Source organism: Priestia sp. USM5 (assembly GCF_058323215.1).
This window is the reverse complement of record NZ_JBSGKN010000001.1, coordinates 2,346,207-2,366,489: the sequence shown is the minus strand read 5'-3', so window position 1 is coordinate 2,366,489 and position 20,283 is coordinate 2,346,207. Positions and strand designations below refer to the sequence as shown.

19 protein-coding genes and 1 riboswitch are annotated in these 20,283 nt (G+C 37.4%); of the genes, 12 read left to right on the top strand and 7 right to left on the bottom strand.

Going from position 1 to position 20,283, the window contains the following annotated elements:
• The first annotated feature begins 156 nt into the window (after positions 1 to 156).
• The 3 genes from ACWATA_RS12850 (at position 157) to ACWATA_RS12840 (ending at position 3,979) form a co-directional block, all read left to right on the top strand.
• Positions 157 to 1,770, top strand: a complete 1,614-nt coding sequence (locus ACWATA_RS12850) for an ATP-binding protein (protein WP_034266101.1) — start codon at positions 157 to 159, stop codon at positions 1,768 to 1,770.
• A complete protein-coding gene (locus tag ACWATA_RS12845) occupies positions 1,767 to 2,474 on the top strand; it encodes a response regulator (RefSeq protein ID WP_098999322.1) in 708 nt (235 codons plus the stop codon). Before ACWATA_RS12850 ends, ACWATA_RS12845 begins: the two co-directional genes overlap by 4 nt.
• A gap of 197 nt (positions 2,475 to 2,671) precedes the next feature.
• On the top strand, positions 2,672 to 3,979 hold the full coding sequence (locus ACWATA_RS12840; protein WP_034266108.1) for a CitMHS family transporter: 1,308 nt from the start codon (positions 2,672 to 2,674) through the stop codon (positions 3,977 to 3,979).
• A gap of 41 nt (positions 3,980 to 4,020) precedes the next feature.
• Here the strand turns inward: ACWATA_RS12840 and ACWATA_RS12835 are convergent, their stop codons facing one another.
• On the bottom strand, positions 4,021 to 4,620 hold the full coding sequence (locus tag ACWATA_RS12835) for a DedA family protein (protein WP_014460120.1): 600 nt from the start codon (positions 4,618 to 4,620) through the stop codon (positions 4,021 to 4,023).
• Between the two features lie 337 nt (positions 4,621 to 4,957).
• Between ACWATA_RS12835 and ACWATA_RS12830 the strand changes: the two genes are divergently transcribed.
• The 6 genes from ACWATA_RS12830 to ACWATA_RS12805 all read left to right on the top strand — a co-directional run bounded on the left by ACWATA_RS12830 (position 4,958) and on the right by ACWATA_RS12805 (position 11,098).
• Positions 4,958 to 6,238, top strand: coding sequence for a GntP family permease (locus ACWATA_RS12830; RefSeq protein ID WP_014460118.1), 1,281 nt, complete (start codon positions 4,958 to 4,960; stop codon positions 6,236 to 6,238).
• 19 nt (positions 6,239 to 6,257) lie between these two features.
• A complete protein-coding gene (locus ACWATA_RS12825; RefSeq protein ID WP_028413363.1) occupies positions 6,258 to 7,034 on the top strand; it encodes a 3-hydroxybutyrate dehydrogenase in 777 nt (258 codons plus the stop codon).
• A 195-nt stretch (positions 7,035 to 7,229) separates the two neighbouring features.
• Complete coding sequence (locus ACWATA_RS12820; protein WP_473049899.1) at positions 7,230 to 8,690, top strand: aminoacyl-histidine dipeptidase; 1,461 nt, start codon at positions 7,230 to 7,232, stop codon at positions 8,688 to 8,690.
• A gap of 244 nt (positions 8,691 to 8,934) precedes the next feature.
• Positions 8,935 to 9,408, top strand: a complete 474-nt coding sequence (locus ACWATA_RS12815; protein ID WP_473049898.1) for a hypothetical protein — start codon at positions 8,935 to 8,937, stop codon at positions 9,406 to 9,408.
• 175 nt (positions 9,409 to 9,583) lie between these two features.
• Positions 9,584 to 10,159, top strand: coding sequence for a GNAT family N-acetyltransferase (locus ACWATA_RS12810; RefSeq protein ID WP_028413360.1), 576 nt, complete (start codon positions 9,584 to 9,586; stop codon positions 10,157 to 10,159).
• A gap of 252 nt (positions 10,160 to 10,411) precedes the next feature.
• Positions 10,412 to 11,098, top strand: coding sequence for an O-methyltransferase (locus ACWATA_RS12805; protein ID WP_028413359.1), 687 nt, complete (start codon positions 10,412 to 10,414; stop codon positions 11,096 to 11,098).
• Positions 11,099 to 11,298: 200 nt separating this feature from the next.
• Here the strand turns inward: ACWATA_RS12805 and ACWATA_RS12800 are convergent, their stop codons facing one another.
• From ACWATA_RS12800 to ACWATA_RS12775, 6 genes are all read right to left on the bottom strand, one after another.
• Positions 11,299 to 12,210 carry a LysR family transcriptional regulator gene (locus tag ACWATA_RS12800; protein ID WP_098112601.1) on the bottom strand — a complete coding sequence of 304 codons (912 nt, stop codon included), beginning with the start codon at positions 12,208 to 12,210 and terminating at the stop codon, positions 11,299 to 11,301.
• Positions 12,211 to 12,342: 132 nt separating this feature from the next.
• The gene (locus ACWATA_RS12795) at positions 12,343 to 12,528 is read right to left on the bottom strand and encodes a hypothetical protein (protein WP_028413357.1); all 186 of its coding nucleotides are present in this window, start codon (positions 12,526 to 12,528) and stop codon (positions 12,343 to 12,345) included.
• 155 nt (positions 12,529 to 12,683) lie between these two features.
• A complete protein-coding gene (locus tag ACWATA_RS12790) occupies positions 12,684 to 12,818 on the bottom strand; it encodes a hypothetical protein (protein ID WP_013057043.1) in 135 nt (44 codons plus the stop codon).
• Positions 12,819 to 12,956: 138 nt separating this feature from the next.
• Positions 12,957 to 14,219 (bottom strand): dicarboxylate/amino acid:cation symporter, encoded by a 1,263-nt coding sequence (locus tag ACWATA_RS12785; protein ID WP_033578970.1) that lies wholly within the window; start codon positions 14,217 to 14,219, stop codon positions 12,957 to 12,959.
• Positions 14,220 to 14,269: 50 nt separating this feature from the next.
• The gene (lysA, locus tag ACWATA_RS12780; protein WP_014460106.1) at positions 14,270 to 15,598 is read right to left on the bottom strand and encodes a diaminopimelate decarboxylase; all 1,329 of its coding nucleotides are present in this window, start codon (positions 15,596 to 15,598) and stop codon (positions 14,270 to 14,272) included.
• 138 nt (positions 15,599 to 15,736) lie between these two features.
• A riboswitch (Lysine riboswitch) is annotated at positions 15,737 to 15,919 on the bottom strand.
• Positions 15,920 to 15,985: 66 nt separating this feature from the next.
• A complete protein-coding gene (locus ACWATA_RS12775) occupies positions 15,986 to 16,498 on the bottom strand; it encodes a CBO0543 family protein (protein WP_098112603.1) in 513 nt (170 codons plus the stop codon).
• 338 nt (positions 16,499 to 16,836) lie between these two features.
• On the opposite strand from ACWATA_RS12775, the gene ACWATA_RS12770 reads away from it, so the two are divergent.
• From ACWATA_RS12770 to ACWATA_RS12760, 3 genes are all read left to right on the top strand, one after another.
• Complete coding sequence (locus ACWATA_RS12770; protein ID WP_028413354.1) at positions 16,837 to 17,955, top strand: NAD(P)/FAD-dependent oxidoreductase; 1,119 nt, start codon at positions 16,837 to 16,839, stop codon at positions 17,953 to 17,955.
• Between the two features lie 73 nt (positions 17,956 to 18,028).
• Entirely contained in the window at positions 18,029 to 18,343 is a 315-nt protein-coding gene (locus ACWATA_RS12765; RefSeq protein WP_028413353.1) for a YckD family protein, read from the top strand.
• A 161-nt stretch (positions 18,344 to 18,504) separates the two neighbouring features.
• Complete coding sequence (locus ACWATA_RS12760; protein WP_028413352.1) at positions 18,505 to 20,229, top strand: PAS domain-containing sensor histidine kinase; 1,725 nt, start codon at positions 18,505 to 18,507, stop codon at positions 20,227 to 20,229.
• Positions 20,230 to 20,283: the final 54 nt, after the last annotated feature.

Here is a 20,283-nt window from a genome sequence, read left to right as displayed (position 1 = left end):
ATACTTTAAGTCAAGCGTTTATTCGATTTATTTTTCCCTTTATCAGTCTGATTATAAACATTTGAAGTTTGGTGCTAAACTTCCTTTTTTTTATGCTAAACTTAAAACAAAAGACGGTATTTTATTTCATTATTAATTCCTTAAAAGGAGGAATGTATGCGTTCTCTTTACGTGAATAGAAGACTTAGCTTACTTGCCCAAATTACATTACTCATCACTGTAGTTATTCTTGTTAGTACCGTCCTTGTATGCATCTTATTTTCTGCAATGGTAGATGAAATTGTCGAAAAATATGTAGGTAATCAAGCTATGACAGTAGCAAAATTAGCTTCTGAAGATAAAATGATTGTAAAAGCTTTTAAGCAGAAAAATCCTTCTGAGCACATCCAACCTGTTGCTGAAAAAATAAGAAAAACCACAGGGGCAGATTATGTCACCATCGCCAATGATAAAGGAATACGCTATTCTCATCCCAATAGTAGTTACATTGGAAAACATACCAAAACAAGCAATGAAGCTTCTTTAAAGAAGCATCAATCCATTATTTATAAAGGAAAAGGAATTTCAGGATTTGCAATTAAAGCCAAAACCCCCATATGGGATAGCCAAGGAAACGTTATAGGTGTTTCTTCGGTAGGGTTTCTTGTAAGCAATATAGAAAAACAGATTAATGATTATAGAATAAAAATTATTAAATTGTCCTGTATTCCTTTTCTTATTGGAGCATTTGGGGCTTTCTTTATTGCAAGGCGGGTAAAAAGACTAATATTTGGACTGGAACCAGAGGAAATTTCCTTTCTTTTTAAAGAAAAAGAGGCTACCCTTGAATCTATTCGAGATGCTACTGTTACTGTAAATGTCGAAAAATATGTAACGTCGATGAATAGAAGGGCTAGAGAGCTCTTTGATAACCTTCATTTAGCAATAGGAGGAGAGATAAAGAACACCCGTTTAGGACAGCTAATTGATCAAGCAATAGAAGAGCAATGCGTGTATTCTAACCAATCCCTTCTACTAGATGGTCAGCAGTATATTTTAGACTTATCTCCTATTGTAAGAAAAAAAGAAGTGCAAGGTATCGTTCTTACCATAAGAACTTTATCACAAATTGAAGAATTGACTGAAGAGATTTCTAAAATTAAAATGTTCTCTGATAATTTACGCGCTCAAAATCACGAATTTTTAAATAAGCTGAACGTGATTTACGGGTTATTAAGGTTAAAGAAATATGAGCATGTCATGCAAATGATTTCATCAGAGGTAAAGGAACGCCAAGATATTCTTTCTTTTTTAATGTCTTCTGTGAAGGATCCTTTGATTGCTGCCTGCTTACTTGGGAAAATCAATCGTTCGAAAGAATTAGACGTCACTTTAGAAATTGATCAAGATAGTAACTTAACAAGTACTTTAGATATCGAAGAGGCAAAAAACGTTGTTTCCATCTTGGGGAATTTAATTGATAATGCGCTCGAGGCTGTGCGAGAACATAAAGGGAACGTGCTAGTATCTTTTACAGATGTAGGAAACGACCTGATTTTTGAAGTTGAAGACAATGGACAAGGGATATCAAAAGAAGTAGAAAATATGATTTTTATAGATGGTTACACAACGAAAAAAGGTGAAAATCACGGGATTGGATTGACCATTGTTAAAAGATCTGTAGAGTTGCTTAAAGGTGAACTATACATAAGCAAAAGTATGTTACAGGGAGCAAGATTCACATTAGTTATCCCAAAGCTATTAAATAATGAAAAGGAAGAATCGATATGACTGAAAATCAAATTAATGTCATGATTATAGAAGATGATTCTACAGCTGCACAAATTTATGAACAATTTACTAAGAAACTAGAGCATTTCACTGTTGTTGCGACAGCAGGATCTGGAGAACAGGCTTTAGAATTACTGACAATATTTACACCGCAATTAATTTTATTAGATGTCTTTTTGCCAGATATCAATGGAGTAGAACTGCTATGGGAAATTAGAAAGAAGTATCGAGGAATCGACATTATTTTAATAACGGCAGCCAATGATGTTGAAACAGTAGGAGAAGCAATAAGAGGCGGAGCGTTTGGTTATTTGGTGAAACCTGTAATTATTGATAAATTTTTATCTACTTTAAAACATTATCAGTCTACGAGAATAGAATTAACTGAAAATAAAATGATTAATCAAGACAAAATAGACCATTTATTTAGAACACATCATAGTCGCCGCAATCAATCAGCGGCTGCAGTAACAGCATTTCCTAAAGGTATTGATAAACATACTCTTCGTTTGGTAAGAGATAAAGTTTGCAAAGTTCAGGAAAGCTTGAATGTAGATGAGTTTGCTCAATTAGTCGGTATCAGTTATTCAACAATGAGAAGGTATTTAGAGTATTTAGTATCGTGTAAGGAAATGCAGGTTGAAATAGTGTATGGAAGTGTAGGGAGGCCCGAACGGAAATATCGAGTAACTAATCTTACATAAAAACGAGATAGTGGGTTTTTATCCGCTATCTCGTTTTTATGTAGAAATGATGCATGAAAAAAATGAAAAAAATTACTTTTATAAAAGATATTAAACTTATGTTGGTTATCTATGAACCAGCTTCAACAAGTGATACCTTTTTAATAACGTGTAGCAAATAAAAATGAAAACGTTATCAAAAAGGAGGAAAAATATCTGTGCTTTCTTTATTAGGATTTTTAATGGTTGCAGTCTTCATGTATTTAATTATGTCAAAACGACTTACCCCAATGGTTGCTCTTATCATTATCCCCATCATATTTGGTCTAATAGGCGGTTTTGCCAGTGGAATGGGACCTATGATGCTCGAGGGTGTAAAAGACATTGCGCCTACAGCTATTATGATTTTATTTGCTATTTTATATTTTGGGTTGATGATTGATTCAGGATTGTTTGACCCTCTTGTTTCATTCATTTTAAAGGTTGTAAAAGGAGATCCTCTAAAAATCGTTGTAGGAACTGCTGTGCTTTCAATGATGGTTGCTTTAGATGGGGATGGAACTACTACATATATGATAACGGTTTCTTCTTTGCTTCCGCTATATAAACGCTTAGAAATGAATCCACTTATCCTTGCAGGAGTAGCGATGCTATCTATGGGAGTTATGAATATGACTCCGTGGGGAGGTGCTTCTGCTATGGCTATGAGTTCATTAAATTTGGATTCATCTCAGTTGTTTTTGCCTTTGATACCTGTAATGGGTTTTGGGCTTCTATGGGTGCTGTTTGTTTCTGTTGTACTTGGAAGAAGGGAAAGAAAAAGATTAGGAGTTATCAATATTAAACATTCTGCAAATGAAATTGCACACGCACATGAAGTAGAGGGAACAGTGCAATATTCAGACTATCGACGTCCTAAGTTAGTATGGTTTAATTTTCTGCTTACCGTTAGTCTTATGGTGTGCTTAATTATGGACTTCATGTCGCTGATGCTTTTGTTCATGGTAGCATTCGCTATTGCATTACTAATAAATTATCCAAACATCAAAGATCAACAGCAGCGAATTTCATCTCATGCAAATAATGCGGTAGCCGTCGTTTCAATTGTTATTGCAGCAGGTATTTTTACAGGAATTATGTCTGGAACAAAGATGATTGATGCTATGGCAAATACACTTGTAGGAATAATTCCAGATGCAATGGGCCCTTTTTTGCCAGTTGTAGTAGCATTTTTAAGTGCTCCTTTTACATTTTTTATGTCTAATAATGCTTTTTATTTTGGCGTATTGCCGATTATTGCTCAAGCTGCCGAAAGTTATGGCATTAGCGCAGCTGAAATTGGAAGAGCTGCTATCTTAGGACAACCTGTTCACGTGATAAGTCCCTTGGTAGCAGCAGCTCACTTATTAATTGGAATGGTAGGAATTGAATTTAGTGATTTGCAACGATTTTTAATTAAGTGGGCGCTAGGAACTACGGCGGTGATGACACTAGCTGCATTAATCTTAGGTGTTATTTCCATTTAATAAAAAAAGACCCCTCGGGGTCTTTTTTTATATTCTTAATCTTAAGTTGAACTAGACTGTTCGCTGCAGCTGCTCTTTTTAAAATAGAACTTATAAATTAAAAATCCGCATACAGCCACTACCGCTGCAATTAGAATATAAGTTTGTGCATCTGAGATAAAAGACTGAATGGACTTAAAGTTTCCGATTTGTCCTAGCCAAAGCATGGCAATATTCAAAGGAAAGATACCAAGAAATGTGAGCAGAGCAAACGGCATAGGTTTTACTTTAGATAGCCCTGAAAGGTAAGAAATGTAGTTGCCGAGCCCTAAAGGACGAGCAATCGCAATACTCCATAATCCGCATTTTTTAAACCATTTTTGCGATTTCTCAAATGCTTTTTTCTTTTTTGATAATTTTTTCTTTACCTTATCTTCTAATTTATAGCCTATCCCATACGGTATAAAGCTAAAAGCTGTATAAACGGCGCTTCCTGCAAGAGCGATTAATAATAATTTCACTATGTGCATGTTTAATAAGTATCCGTAGGTAAGGGTGAGAAGAGAACCAGGAAACGGCAGGGAGGAAGCCTCAATGGCCAGTCCGCTTAAAAGTCCCCAAATTCCAAATTGTTTCAGTAAGTCTGTTATGAAGTGTAGCATAAGATCGCCTCTTTTTCTGTGTCATAACATTCAAATACCCATCTATATGTTCGGAAAAACTTATAAGAGAAAAGAAAATAAAGGAAGAGCGCGGGATATAACAGAAAAAAACTTAGCTTGTACAAGGAAAAAAGAAGGAAGTATATTTTATAGCTTCTACTCAAAGTGAAATTATAGGAAAAAAATAATTGAGTGTGAATTTTTAAATAAACTACGACTTTTATTCATAGTTTTGATTCCTTTTATTCATTTTACTTATAAAACTAACGGGTGTAAACTTGTTGTGTTGTGAAATAATCCATTATGTATATGTATTAAAAGGAAAGGAGGTTACCGTGTGGTTATTATTGTAGGATTGTTATTGTTGATGTTTTTTGCTTATCTAGGATGGTCTATTATCTGGGTGGCACCTGTTGTCGCTACGTTTGTTGCTTATTTTAGCGGTTTAAAAGTACTGCCTACTTATACAGATGTGTATATGGGAGGGTTTGTAGATTTCGCTGCAAAATGGTTCCCCATTTTTTTATTAGGAGCGGTCTTTGGAAAACTAATGGAAGATACAGGCGCAGCTAAGTCGCTAGCGCAGCGCATTGCTAAATTGTTTGGAAGTAAAAGAGCCATTTTAGGGGTGCTGATTGCTTCAGCCATTTTGACATACGGCGGAGTCAGTTTATTCGTTGTTGTCTTTGCGATTTATCCTTTAGCAATCGCATTATTTCGAGAAGCTAACGTATCGCGAAATTTACTGCCAGCAACCATTGCACTCGGAGCATTTACATTTACAATGACAGCGATTCCAGGTACGCCTCAAATTCAAAATCTGATTCCGACTGCTACATTTAAAACCAATGCAATGTCCGGTTCGATTATTGGAATTGTCTCAGGTCTTATTATGGCAGTGGGAGGCTATTTATGGTTAGCTTATCGCGATAAAAAATTAAAAGCTAAAAATCAAGGGTTTACTGAGCCTAATGAATCATCGGTTGCCGCAAGTGAAGAGCAGGACTCGATGAATGTAATGTTAGCTATTTTACCGCTGATTATCGTTGTCGTGACATTAAACGTTTTAAAATGGGAGCCTATCGTATCATTATTAATTGGTATTTTTTCTATTTTACTTATTAATTTCAAACACTATAAGACGTTTATTTCTTCTATAAATGAAGGAGCAAAAGGATCCGTAATGGCTGTTATTAACACGAGTGCAGCAGTAGGCTTTGGCTCGGTTATTACAGCAGTTCCAGAGTTTAAAGATGTCACGCACGTACTACTAAACATTTCGAGTAATCCGCTCGTTTCAGAAGCGTTAAGCGTTCAAGTGCTAGCGATGATCACGGGTTCAGCATCCGGTGGTATGGGTATTGCGCTTCAAGCATTAGGAGATACGTGGTATCACTTGTCTCAAACGACGAATTTAAGCGCCGATGCGCTTCACCGTATTGCAAGCGTTGCGTCAGGTGCATCTATTTTACCGCATAACGGTGCGTTGTTAACGCTATTAGCTGTAACTGGTCTTCGGCATAAAGAAACGTATAAAGACGTATTTGTTGTTGCATTTATCATCCCGACAATCGCTTTATTTGCAGGAGTCGCATTAGCGGCAGCCGGTATTATTTAAAAACAGGAGGAGAATACACATGGTTGAAAATCAAGTAATTGTAATCACAGGAGCAGCAAGAGGAATTGGATTTGAAATAGGTAAACGATTCGCTGAAAACGGCGGGAAAATTGTGTTATCTGATATTGATCAAACTGCCGTAGAAGCTGCAGCACAAAATCTTCGTGAAGCTGGATTCGAAGCACTTGGTGTCAAAGCGGATGTAACAAAAGAAGAAGAAATCAAACATTTAATTGAAACAGCAAACGCACATTTTGGAGCGGTTCATACGTTCATTAACAACGCTGGTTTGCAGCATGTTTCTCCAATCGAAGAGTTTCCAACTGAAAAGTATGAGTTAATGATTAAAATTATGCTAACAGCTCCATTTATGGCGATTAAGCACGCGTTTCCGATTATGAAAAAACAAGGGTTCGGACGTATTATTAACGTTTCTTCTATCAACGGTTTAATCGGTTTTGCAGGCAAAGCAGCTTATAACAGTGCCAAACACGGTGTAATTGGGCTAACAAAAGTAGCTGCTCTTGAAGGTGCAGCACACGGTATTACGGTTAATGCACTTTGTCCTGGTTATGTGGATACACCACTAGTGAGAGGTCAGTTAGATGGTTTAGCTAAAACAAGAAACGTACCATTAGAAAGCGTTCTTGAAGAAGTTATTTATCCTTTAGTCCCTCAAAAAAGATTACTAGACGTGAGCGAAATTGCTGACTACGCTATCTTCTTAGCCAGTGATAAAGCAAAAGGTGTAACTGGTCAAGCGGTAGTAATGGACGGCGGATATACAGCTCAATAAAAATAGAACAAATCATTAAAAGCATAAATGAGTCCAACGGGCTCATTTATGCTTTTTTAGGTTATATCTATTCTATTGAGTTAATCAACGTTAAAATATAACTAGGCGATACATAAAAAAAGCCTCATATGCTATTTCTACTGTCAAGATAAATAGTAGGATAAAAAAGCGTACAGATTAGAAAGGATGATACATATGGTGCAAACAGTAAATGAATTAATTAAACATCCGGTTTTCTATTTCTTTAACGAAATCTCAGCTATTCCTAGAGAATCTGGAAATGAAAAAGAAATTAGTAACTATTTAGTTTCTTTTGCAAAAGAAAGAAGCCTTGAGGTTATCCAAGACAAAGCTTTAAATGTAATCATTAAAAAGCCGGCAACTAAAGGATATGAACATGCTCCAGCTATCATTTTGCAAGGACATATGGACATGGTATGCGAGTTAAATAAAGGAACTGTCCATGACTTTGAAAAAGATCCGCTTCAACTGCGAATTGTTGAAGATATGCTTTATGCAAATGGTACTACGCTAGGAGCTGATAACGGGATTGCCGTTGCATATGCACTGGCTTTACTAGATGCTCAAAATATAGCGCACCCCTCTCTTGAAGTAGTCATTACCACTGAAGAAGAAACGACTATGGGCGGAGCCATTGCTGTAAATCCAGCTTATTTTGAAGGGAAAATCTTTATTAACCTTGATACAGAAGAGGACGGAAAGCTCCTTGTCAGCAGCGCAGGCGGGGTAAAAGGCGTGCTTCGTATTCCTCTAAACTGGGAGTCGTCTTCCAATAACTCAGAAACATATAGCTTAAGCATCGGAGGACTGCACGGCGGACATTCCGGAATGGAAATTGACAAAGAAAGAGGAAATGCGAATAAACTGCTAGGGAGAGTTTTATATGATTTACAACAAGAACTTCCCTATTCTTTAAGCAGCATTAGCGGAGGATTAAAATCAAATGCAATTCCCCGTGAATCAGAAGCAATTCTATCAGTTGAGCCTTCTGAGGTAGGAAAGCTAGAAAATAAGATTCGTGAGTGGAACGAAATAGTAAAAAATGAATTACAAGCGGCTGATCCGAGCGTATATGTAAAAATAAACAAATTTTCTTCCGTTGAGAAATGTTTTACAAGAGAAACGACAGAACGAATTGTACAAGCTATTATGCTAACACCAAACGGCGTTCAAAGCATGAGTATGAATATTGAAGGATTAGTAGAATCTTCTACCAACTTAGGTGTGATCACGACGACAGAATCTGAGGTTGTTTTTCAAAATGAAATTCGCAGCTCAGTAAAAAGCTTAAAAGAAAAAATAGTAAGTCAAGTGCGCATACTTGCTCAGGTAGTCGGGGGAAGAGTTGAAACAAAAGGTAATTATCCTGAATGGGCGTACAATAGAGATTCAAAAATTCGCGAATTATGTAAAAAGGTTTACAAAGAAAAGTATGGTGAAGAGGCGGAGATCATCGCCATCCATGCTGGAATTGAATGCGGTATTTTCTTAGAAAAAATCCCTGGATTAGATGCCATTTCGCTCGGACCCGATATGTACGACGTTCATACACCTGATGAACACCTGAGCATTCCGTCTACTCTTAAGACATGGGAATACTTATTAGCAGTATTAAAAGAGGCAAATAAGATATAAAGTTATCAGCATCCCTATAATCTTAAAAAGAGAGCTTCTGTAAAGGAGCTCTTTTTCATTCGTCATTTATCAGATAATAAATAGGGTTCCATCAACGCGTCAGGCAATTGAGAACATTTATGTAAGCGTTTTACAAATAAAGGTTTTAAAACGGTCCTAAAAGAGGTAAACAATTACTAAAACGATAGACAAATGAATTCAAAACAAGCTCTGCAACTAATAAATTAGTAGGGAGAGAATGTATATGAATGATAATAGTCTTATCAAAGATCCTTTTTTAGAAAAAGGAGAAATTGAATTTTTAGAATTAAAGAAAGACGAAATACGTTATCTAAAGTTCGATCGATTTTTAAAAGTCATTAAAGCACTTAATCAACGCAGTGATAAAGGCTACCAGAGTCTTATGCTTTCCGTTGATGGCTTTAAAGGTACTTCAAGAGAATTATATGAGATAGAGGAGTTTCGCAGGTATGTAAATTTGTTAATTAATCAAGTTCCTCAAATGTTATTTTATATTCATGATAAAAACAAAATGACTAATCAAATTTTGAAGAGTTTATCAAATAATAGCAGCCAGCCGGCCTCTATAAATCCTAAAAGAGCACGTTTAATGATTGATGCCATACAAGAGCAAGTAACGAAAACAGAAGATAAAGAGATAAAGGAGAATCTTTCTGAATTCGTATGTAAAATCCAGAGCTTTGTGAATCAGTATTAACAGTTCCCAATAGAAAAGCAGAATCCATATTATAAAAAAGTACGAGAACTTAAAGCTTCTCGTGCTTTTTTTGTTGGGAAAACTGTAGAAAAAGAAAAGGATTATCAACATATATTGATAAATAATAAAAGTAAAACTTCATATTTGGCAGTGAAATAATCAGGAGGGATGAACATTGAATCATATTGAAATAAGAAGACCAAAAATAGAGGACAGCGCAGAACTCCACGAGCTTTTTAATGAAGTGATCACAGATACCTTTCATAGAGAGGGTCTATCTGACATGGTGAACGATATACAAATAGAAATTGAAAGTAAAGAACAATATTTAAAAAGTGACCTTGATAGCGATGGGAAATGTCGATTCTTTTGGCTCGGAATAGATACGTGCACCAATAAGATTATTGGCTGCATTGAATATGGCCCTGTTAGTGAATTAATTATGGCATGTACAAAAGGGGAGCTGCAAGGATGGATTGAAATCGGCACAGTTTTTGTTCATCCAAAGTACCAAAGAAAAGGGGTAGGAACACTGCTTATACATATTATGCTGCTTACGCTTCAAAGCAGAGAAATTAAAAAAATTTGTTTGGATAGCGGATACAAGAATGCTCAGAAAGTATGGAAAAACATATTTGGAATTCCCGATTACTTAGTAAAAGATTACTGGAGCAAAGGATATCATCACATGATTTGGAAAATAGAAACAGAACGTACACCGATAGTATTTAAGTTCAGTCATAACGGATAATAAGATGTCTTCTAGAAAATAGCCGGTAGAAAGGTACCGGATATTTTTTACGGATTGAGCTACGATTATTTAAAGATAAAAAAAGACCTCTCTGAAGGTCTTTTTTTATGGACATATAACAATTCTTTTTAAGAGCGAGCAGGATAGTTTATTAGAGAGCTAGAACACATTCATAATACGAACGATTACGGCAACAAGCTGAATATGAGAAAAACATATTCGTATCTTTGAATAATAAAGCTTTTATCACTTATGTGGAGGAGTATGGAAATGTCTATATATGAAATTTGGAATGAAGTGGATCTTTATATGAATCATAAGCTCATACAACCTGACCCTATTCTTGATGAGGTATTGAAGGCAAATCAAGAGGCTGGATTACCTGCCATCGACGTATCGCCTAGTCAAGGAAAGTTTCTGCATTTGTTAGCTTCATTAAAAGGGGCTAAACGCATTTTGGAAATTGGTACTCTTGGAGGGTACAGCACGATTTGGCTAGCCAGAGCTCTTCCGAAAGACGGACAGCTGATTACGCTCGAATTAAGCGCTCAGCATGCAGAAGTAGCACGAGCTAATTTAAAAAGAGCGGGAGTAAGCCACTTAGTAGAAGTCATTGTCGGCCCCGGGCTTGATACATTAGCTGTATTAAAGGATAAGGGAACAGAGCCGTTTGATCTTATCTTTATTGATGCTGACAAGCCGAATAACCCAAATTACTTAAAGTGGGCTCTAGAATTATCAAAACGAGGAAGTACGATTATTTGTGATAATGTTGTTCGTCAAGGGCATGTGGTGAACTCAGAAAGTGAAGATGAAAATGTAAAGGGAATTCGACAATTTATGGATGCTCTGGCTCAAGAAAAACGAATCAGCGCCACGGCTATACAAACCGTTGGAAGCAAAGGCTATGATGGATTCATTGTAGGGATTGTTGAATGATAGAACTCGTGTTACATATAAAGAGGCTGGGACAAAAGTAGTTTTGTTGAAGGGAAATCCGACCGATGAATTCAAATTCTTGATGGAGAATCTCGATTCCTCGGTCGGATTTTTTCATGGTGATAGTGAACGTAAATTTCATGTGTGTAGGCGTAGGTGCTTCTAGCTGTGGATTGATTTCGTTATCTCCCAGCCTCTATTTAATTTGCGTCCAACTTATTTGTTATTTGTTTTGCTGTCAGAAAATTAATCAACTCTCTTACAGCGAATGAACTGTAGCGTTCTTTTAACAGAATAATTCCAAGTTCCCACATCATTTCAGGATCTGCAATAGGTACCGTAATAATATTGGAATCTTTCACTTTGGCATAAAGCGATTCGGGTAAAATAGCAATACCTAGTTCTGCTGCTGTTAATTCAATAATTAAATCCCATTGAGAACTTTTATATGCGATAGAAGGCACAAATCCTGATTTTAAAGCATCTTGAATTAACCGGTCGTGCAGCGTAAATTCTTCACTGAACATAATGAATTTTTCATGCTCCAATTCTTTCATCCAGACGGAAGAACGTTTCGCTAAAGGATGGTTTTTATGGGCGTATAAAAGGAATCTCTCCTTAACGAACGGGTATAAGTGAAAATGCTCATCATGACCGCTTGTGAGAGGAAGCATAACAATCCCCATATCTACACCAGCCTCTTCCACAAGGGCTTCAATTTTTTTTGCTCCAAATTCAATAAGCTCTAGAGATACTTTAGGGTATTGTTCATTAAATGCTTTTGCAATCTTCGGGAAAAACAAGGTCCCGATGAGCGGAGGGATTCCCATCTTGATTTGCCCTGTTTGCAAGTTCATTAAATCGCCCAACAAGTGAGGCATGTCTTTTAACACCGACAGCGCTTTAGTTGCCTGATGATACACGACTTCTCCTGCATCGGTTAGCTTTAATTCTCTTGTTGAACGGTCAAGAAGCTCAAATCCTAGTTCATTTTCTACTTTTTTGACGGCTTTACTTAAAGCCGTTTGTGACAAATGAACTTGCAGCGCTGCCTTTGTAAAATTTTTATGATTCGCTACCTCTATAAAGTATTCTAAGTCTCTGATTTCCATGTGAAACTCCATTTCTGCAAACTGCTTATCCTTTTTTTTTACTCTTTATTTTAACCATTAAATTATTTACTGTAAATGCGCTGATTAAAAAAGGGAGCTATCCAATGAATAAAAACGAGGAAAGGAAATGAACTAAAGTTTCTGTCGAAATTGATTTATAAAACCAATAATCTTTTTATAGAGAAACATAGATTTTGCTACTAGCTGATGAGGAATATAAAGATTTTTGCCTGTACGTTCGGGCAAAAATGCAAAACTTATCAAAATAACTGAAAGCCCAAAGGCTGCAGCTGTAATCTCTATCCAAGAAAACACCATATCATTCCTCCTTTTACAAACCTATTAATAGAATATGTAAAAGTTTGAAAGGAGGTTGTACGATAGACCTATAAAGAGCGTCGTCATTAAGCTCTCTCAAAATAAAATGACGTCAAAGAACGCAGGGCCTGTGTCAAACGTTCTTTGACGTCATTTTATTTTCGCTCTTCAGCTTGATGCTCTTGTTTGTTTTGCTCAGTGAGACGTTTTTGATGAGCTTTTGTTTCTGCACTTACGTGATTCGCATCATTCGGTTGATTCTTCTTTGAACCTCCTGCAGCGTTACTCATTAGACGACACCTCCAGTCCGGTTATGAAACATACCTATAGAATGTGCGTATTTACAAACTTTATACACGGCTATCGATATTACTGCACACGAAAAAAGCAAAGGGAGAGTCACTAAGACTGTTCCCTTTGCTTTTTTACTAGGCGACTTTATCGGTGGTGATAATTTTGTTAATCCAGTCTTTTCCTTCTGTAAACCTTGTAACAAGCATCGCTGTTACTGTATTTCCCGTACTGTTTAAGAGCGTAGCAGGGGCGTCAATAATTGTGGAAATGACCGCAATGATGGGCAGAACTTCTGGCGAAAATCCGTAAATTGTAATGATTAACATTTCGCCAATCATACCGCCTCCAGGAATTGCTCCCATTACGGCTCCAACTAAAAAGGCTACGCCTAATATGCTCAAAATACTCGTAGCAGACGTCATATCTTTGCCGAACAAACTGAATAAGAAAACAATTTTTAGAATACCACCGATAACAGAACCATCTTTATGGGTGTTTGCTCCTAATGGAATCACTGTTTCAGCAATATCCAGCGGCACACCCATTTTCTTTGTTGCGTCTAAATTGACTGGAATAGATGCCGCGGAAGAACAGGTAGCAATAGCAGTGATAGAAGGAGCAGCTGCATTTTTCCAAAACAGCTTAATTCCTGCTTTACCGCCAGCAATCCATGCGTATAGCGTAAAGAAGCCAAAATAGTAAACGATTGCAATTAATAAATAAAGAATAAATGCTCTAGCATACCCTTGCAAGATCTTTGGTCCAAGTTCTCCTACTACAGTAGCAAAATAGCACCCTAAACCAATTGGAGCATAGTACATGACAATTTTAACGACTTTCATCGATACTTCTTGACCCGAAGTCAGAAATTTCGCCATAGGCTGTCCTTTTTCACCAGCCATCGTGGTAGCAATACCGAAGATAACGGCAAAGACAATTAATTGTAAAATATGCTCTTTCGAAAATAACTGAACAAAATCAGGTACAGTAAATGTACTAACAAGCTGATTTAAAAGCGTCATTTTTTCAGCTGTATTTTCACTGTCACCCATTAATTCTTTAATGGCAGAAGTATCTACGTTGTGCAGCGGATTGTAAAGTGATGCGCCTAAAAAGCCTAGAACGGCTGAAACAGCAGCAGTGGCGACAAACACAACGGCGATACCTAGCATAATTTTACCAAGACGTTTCATTTCGTTCATGTTTGCGATTGCCGAAGCCACACTAAAAAAGACAAGGGGAACGATAATCATGAACATTAAATTAAGAAACAAATCACCAAAGGGCTTTACGACTGCCACATCGGGCCCGATAGCATATCCTGCTATCCCGCCAATTAAAATAGCGAGAAGCAGAATAAGCGATGATCTGTACGTTTTAAATACACTTAAAACCATATAGATTTCCTCCAAACAACAATAGCTTCTTTACTACGCAAGAACAGCTATCATTTGCTCATTGCATACGTAGTAACGACTGGCTTTACATCTTTACGCACCAAATCTTCGTATGTTTCTCGCTCTACAGCAAGACGAGCTTCTCCATTTTTCACAAATACAACAGCAGGGCGCGGAATACGGTTGTAATTGCTAGCCATTGAATAGTTGTAGGCACCTGTAGAGGATACTGCTAGTAAATCTCCTTGATTAACGCGCGGTAAATCGATATCCCAAATAAGCATATCTCCTGATTCACAGCATTTCCCCGCAATTGATACTGTTTCATCTTTTTTATCCGTCACTCTATTAGCCAAGACAGCTTCATGTTTTGCATCGTAAAGAGCAGGACGGATATTATCGGTCATACCGCCATCAATTCCTACGTATTTGCGTACACCTGGAATCTCCTTCGTTGAGCCGATTGTATAAAGCGTTGTACCTGCTTCTCCTACGATGCTTCTTCCAGGCTCAATCCAGACTTCCGGAAGGGTATAATTCTGTTCAGTTAACGTGCGGCTTAGCTTTTCTGTCAGTGCATCTACATAATACTCAACTGGAAGTGGAGAGTCGCTTTCGGTATAACGAATACCAAAACCACCACCTACGTTTAAAACTTTTACTTCAAATTCCATTTTATCACGAATACTGAATAAGAAATCAGTTAAAATATCAATGGCGCGAGAAAAACCATCTACTTCAAAAATTTGCGAACCAATATGACAATGAATGCCTAAAAGATCGTAGTAAGGCTTTTCTAATGCAGAACTTACCGCTTTCATAGCCTGGTCATTGGAAAGACCAAATCCAAACTTGGAGTCTTCCTGTCCGGTCATAATATACTCATGTGTGTGGGCTTCAATCCCTGGAGTAACACGCAGAAGAATAGATGCTTTCTGTTTGCGCTCAGCTGCTAAGGCATGTAAAACTTCAAGTTCGGTAAAGTTATCCACAACAAAACAGCCAATATTCGCATCAAGAGCCATTTCAATTTCTTCAATCGTTTTGTTATTTCCGTGAAAATGAATGCGTTCAGCTGGATATCCCGCTTCAAGAGCTGTAAATAATTCGCCTCCTGAGACCACATCTAATGACATATCAAGCTTCGTTAAAAGGCTAGCCATTTCCATACAAAGAAACGCTTTCCCTGCATAGGCGATTTGATATGAAAATCCGCTTCTTTGAAAGGCTGAATGGAAGGCCTTGCATTTCGTCTCAATTAATTCTTGATCGTAGATGTATAGGGGAGTGCCGTATTGTTTTTTCAGTTCGACCGTATCACACTGCCCAATTTCTAAATGATTGCTGCTGTTAATTTTACTCGTTCCATGTAAGTACATAATCCGTATCCCTCCATTTAAATCATTCAACTATAACTTTGATGGTCAGTAGAAAAACACAAAAAAGACCCGTGAAGTGATGTTCACGCGTCTTGGTTTCATAATAATAAAGTATTATTACATTCTAGGCATCAACATCTCTTCAATAGCTCTCCACAAACCAAGTGGTTTGTGACAGCTCAGCATTTATTCAATACTGAACCAGTATATGAACACAATGGATGTTTATATACTTCGGCACGAAATCCCTTTTACTTATCTTCACAGACTCCATTAGTCTCCAATAAGTGACTCTTGATTTCATGCACCTCTATTCTCAGAGAGGAAAATTATATTTAAATGTAACTCCTATTATATTTCCTTTTCCTCTGTCTAGTCAATGAAAAGTTAAGGCATAGGAATATCAAAGAAGGTAAATAAAAAAGCTATGAAGCTTCCAGATAGAATCCAAGCAGCCAGCGCTGTCTTCTGATGAATGATTAAAAGTGAGAACGTGACAATATTGAAGAGAAAAGAACATAGCAGCGACCATCCATAATGATGAGTGATACTGTGATTAACATAAGCAATGAACTCAATCACAGTAAATAAAAGCGCCCATAAAAGAATCCACCACAGCCGGCCGCTTACATGCAGCGGCAGCCTTCCTAAAAAAACCGGTATAACAAACGGATAAATAATTAAGGTTATTCCAAGAGAAACCATTAGGTGATCGGGTAGAAAAAGATGATCAATACCAACAGGGTGAAATACCCATACGCGGTGATGAAACAGCAGCACTTCATAAAGCAAATTCCCCGTGACCCAAAACAGCAAAGTAGGGTAGTATTCTTGATACCTTCGCCACTTGCCAAATAGTAAACCAAGAATGATAAAAAATAATACAAATGAAGATTGCATACGCTCTCCTTAAAATAATGGTTATTTCTTTTTATTTACATATTATAGTGGTTTTATTCTTTCATTTTTTTATTCAGCACCTATAATAGAAAAGCCGTAAGCCACAGCGTTAAAGACGTACTACCACTATTTATGGCTTTCTTCACCCTGTTATAATCTTGGTAAAAGAACTTCTACCGCTTTTGCTTACGAGACTAAAGGAGCTATATGTCAAAGTCAGCAAGGCTTAAAAATAAGCTTAAAATAGCTTCGCCTAGTATGTGACTTCTTTTTTTGCTATGCTAAAATTGCATACATATAGCATGAGAATACTAGAAGAAAGAAAAGGGTGTTTCGGTATGAAAACATACATCGTAGTTGGAGCTGGGGTACTTGGAGCTTCTACGGCATATCATTTAGCAAAAGCAGGAGCAGATGTGACATTGATAGATCGCAAGGATGCTGGTCAAGCTACTGATGCAGCAGCAGGAATTGTTTGTCCGTGGCTTTCGCAGCGTCGAAATAAAGCATGGTACCGCTTAGCAAAAGGCGGCGCCAAGTACTATCAAACATTAATTCAGCAATTAGAAGAAGATGGAGAAACGGATACGGGATATAAGCGAGTAGGAGCAATTAGTTTACACACTGATGAACAAAAGCTTAAAAAAATGGAAGAACGAGCATATAAGCGTCGGGAAGAAGCCCCCGAAATAGGCGAGATTACACGTTTATCCGCTAAAGAAACACAGGCTTTGTTTCCGGCTCTTTCGGAAGAATACAGTTCAGTTCATATTAGTGGAGCCGCTCGCGTTAACGGAAAAGCTCTTCGAAACGCACTTGTGAATGCAGCGAAGAAAAACGGTGCAAAAATAATAGAAGGAAACGCAGAACTACTTTATGAAAATAATCGAGTAACGGGCGTTGCCGTAAATGGACAAACCCTTCTAGCAAGTACAACAATCGTGACAGCAGGAGCGTGGGCAAATCAATTACTAGAGCCTCTTGGAGTGAAATTTTTAGCAAGCTTTCAAAAAGCGCAAATTGTCCACTTGCATCTTCCTGATTTAGATACAAAAGACTGGCCCGTTGTAATGCCTCCAAGCGACCAATATATTCTTTCGTTTGAACAAGGTCAAATTGTCATAGGAGCAACACATGAAAACGACACGGGTTATGACTTGAGAGTAACGGCTGGGGGGCTTCATGAAATTTTTTCAAAGGCCTTATTAATTGCTCCTGGCTTAACAGAAAGCACAGTCTTAGAAACAAGGGTAGGGTTTCGACCATTTACTCCAGGCTTCTTGCCAGTCATCGGGGCTCTTCCAGCTTACGAAGGAATACTAGTAGCGAACGGTCTCGGAGCTTCAGGCTTAACGTCGGGTCCTTATCTTGGTTCAGAGCTTGCTAAATTAGCACTTGAAATGGAAATGGAAATTGATCTTAGCGATTATGATGTAAGAGGAGCTATTGAGTCCTAAGCAAATAGAATGAATGAAAACAAATAGAAGTTCGCAAACTATAACTACTATATGATGAAAGGAAGTAGATTGTTTGCGAAAGGTTATGATAAGTGCAGCAGCAGCTTTTTTATTTATGAGCGGGACGCCTGTATTAGCGGAAAACAATCCTCAGCCAGAAACAAAAGACGTGCAGCTGACGTCTCAGCAAAAGCAGGAATTATCCGTTCTGTACAAAGAAATGTTCGAAAAAAAGAAAGAAATACTTTCAAAATATGTGGAGTACGGCGTGCTAAGCAAAACGGAGAGTCAAAACATTTCTTCACATATGGAAAATCGCTATCAGCATATGGAGAAAAATGGGTTTGTTCCGAAGCGGCACTGTCATAAAATGCATCATTCAAAGTAATTCCTATTCACATAAAAAAGCGCCTATACAGGCGCTTTTTTTATGTGAATGAATGGAAAATATCTGCTTCTTTATCTAGTAAATTTTAAACGCCTCATGTAAAATTAAGAGAATGAGAACGATTAGGAAAGATGCTAGTGAGGGGTAGGTAAATATGAACGATGAACGAAAATAAAAAAATAGTCCGATTACATGCAGAAAATCATTCAGCTGAGGCTCTAGGAATCATATTTGCTTACAAACAAAAAGGTGACCACCTTGTTTACAGTATGTATCAAGGAGAAAGCGTTTCTGAGCAAAAAATACCTCTAGAAGAATGGGTCTCGTATGAGCATTTTTTCGAAGCGCTAAATAAAAAGAAAAAGCTTATGTACGAGCTTCAAATAAATGATAAACGCTATGTAGTAAACTTAACCCCTTTATCTTACACAGAAAAACCTGAAATTATGGGACATTGCGTGAATATAACTAGTTATCAGGAGAAAAAAGAACAGATTCAGCCTTTTATTTATCATAACGCAGATGCTGTTGCTATCGTTGACTTAGAGGGTAAAACGCTTCAAGTGAACCCTGCGTTTGAGAATACATTTGGCTGGACGTTTGAAGAAATTCATCAAAAGCCTCTTCCGATTATACCTTCGTTTTTAAAGGAGCCCGTGTGCGAACTTCATAAGACTATTCAATCAGGGGAATCGAAAACGGAATTCGAGACGGTCAGACAGCATAAAGACGGGCATTTAATTAATGTAAGCGTCACACTATTTCGCGTTGAAAATATGAATGATTGGCCGTTATGCATTGCGTTTGTCTATCGAGATATAACATCGCGCAAGCAGGATGAGACGGCTTTAAAAGAAAGCGAACAGCGCTACCGAAGTTTGATTGAGTTATCCCCGGAAGCAATTATCGTTCATAGTGAAGGTAAAATTGATTATATCAACCCTGCAGGAGCTAAAGCACTAGGATACAAGAATCCTCAAGATGTATTAGGAGCTTGTGTTTATCAGTTTGTTCACCCTGATTACTATGATGTTGTAAAACAGCGAATTTATCGAATGAAAACAGAAAATAAATCTGTGGATCTGCAGGAAGAAAAGTTTATTCATAAAGACGGTCATACGATTGATGCCGAAACCATTGCCTTTCCTATTCCGTATATGGGAAAGCAGGCCATTCAAGTTTTGTTTCGTGATATTACAGAACGTAAAAAAACTGAAAAATTGCTGCGTGAATCCGCTCAGCTTTCCTTAGTCGGACAGTTAGCAGCGGGTATCGCTCACGAAATCAGAAACCCTCTAACAGCGGTAAAAGGATTTATGCAGTTATTAGAAGAAACGAGCGGTCAGCCTTACTATGTAGAAATGATAAATCATGAGTTAGATAGAATCGAATTGATTGCCGACGAGTTCTTGAGTCTTGCAAAGCCTCAGGCGAAAACCTACAAAGACAAACACGTCCAAGATATCTTAGAGAACACGTTAAAGCTAGCTGAGGTGCAGGGGATTACAGAGAAAATTCACGTAAAAAAAGAGATTGATCTTCATCTTCCTCTCGTATTATGCGAAGAAAACCAGTTAAAACAGGTCTTTAGCAATATATTTAAAAATGCCGTCGAATCCATGCCAAGTGGAGGAACTGTAACGATTCAACTAAAAAGATTTAATCAGGAGAACCTTGTTGTCCGGTTTAGCGACGAGGGGCCAGGCATCACGCAGGAACGAATGCAGCATTTAGGAAAACCTTTTTATAGTACGAAAGAGAAAGGAACGGGGCTTGGACTGATGGTGTGCTATAAGATCATTCGAGAACATAGAGGAGAAATTAACTTTGTAAGTGAACTTGGAAAAGGAACTACCGTAGACATTCTTTTGCCTTTTAAAAAGTAGATTCTACTTTTATAAGCATGAAACCTTTTCTAAAGGGGAATACATGTTAGTGAA

Bases quoted from the DNA above. Each gene is read 5' to 3' on its own strand.
- ACWATA_RS12850 (WP_034266101.1), top strand. From the start codon at position 157: ATGCGTTCTCTTTACGTGAATAGAAGACTTAGCTTACTTGCCCAAATT.
- ACWATA_RS12845 (WP_098999322.1), top strand. From the start codon at position 1,767: ATGACTGAAAATCAAATTAATGTCATGATTATAGAAGATGATTCTACA.
- ACWATA_RS12835 (WP_014460120.1), bottom strand. From the start codon at position 4,620: ATGCTACACTTCATAACAGACTTACTGAAACAATTTGGAATTTGGGGA.
- ACWATA_RS12825 (WP_028413363.1), top strand. From the start codon at position 6,258: ATGGTTGAAAATCAAGTAATTGTAATCACAGGAGCAGCAAGAGGAATT.
- ACWATA_RS12820 (WP_473049899.1), top strand. From the start codon at position 7,230: ATGGTGCAAACAGTAAATGAATTAATTAAACATCCGGTTTTCTATTTC.
- ACWATA_RS12815 (WP_473049898.1), top strand. From the start codon at position 8,935: ATGAATGATAATAGTCTTATCAAAGATCCTTTTTTAGAAAAAGGAGAA.
- ACWATA_RS12805 (WP_028413359.1), top strand. From the start codon at position 10,412: ATGTGGAGGAGTATGGAAATGTCTATATATGAAATTTGGAATGAAGTG.
- ACWATA_RS12800 (WP_098112601.1), bottom strand. From the start codon at position 12,210: ATGGAAATCAGAGACTTAGAATACTTTATAGAGGTAGCGAATCATAAA.
- ACWATA_RS12795 (WP_028413357.1), bottom strand. From the start codon at position 12,528: ATGGTGTTTTCTTGGATAGAGATTACAGCTGCAGCCTTTGGGCTTTCA.
- ACWATA_RS12790 (WP_013057043.1), bottom strand. From the start codon at position 12,818: ATGAGTAACGCTGCAGGAGGTTCAAAGAAGAATCAACCGAATGATGCG.
- ACWATA_RS12785 (WP_033578970.1), bottom strand. From the start codon at position 14,219: ATGGTTTTAAGTGTATTTAAAACGTACAGATCATCGCTTATTCTGCTT.
- lysA (WP_014460106.1), bottom strand. From the start codon at position 15,598: ATGTACTTACATGGAACGAGTAAAATTAACAGCAGCAATCATTTAGAA.
- ACWATA_RS12775 (WP_098112603.1), bottom strand. From the start codon at position 16,498: ATGCAATCTTCATTTGTATTATTTTTTATCATTCTTGGTTTACTATTT.
- ACWATA_RS12770 (WP_028413354.1), top strand. From the start codon at position 16,837: ATGAAAACATACATCGTAGTTGGAGCTGGGGTACTTGGAGCTTCTACG.
- ACWATA_RS12760 (WP_028413352.1), top strand. From the start codon at position 18,505: ATGAACGAAAATAAAAAAATAGTCCGATTACATGCAGAAAATCATTCA.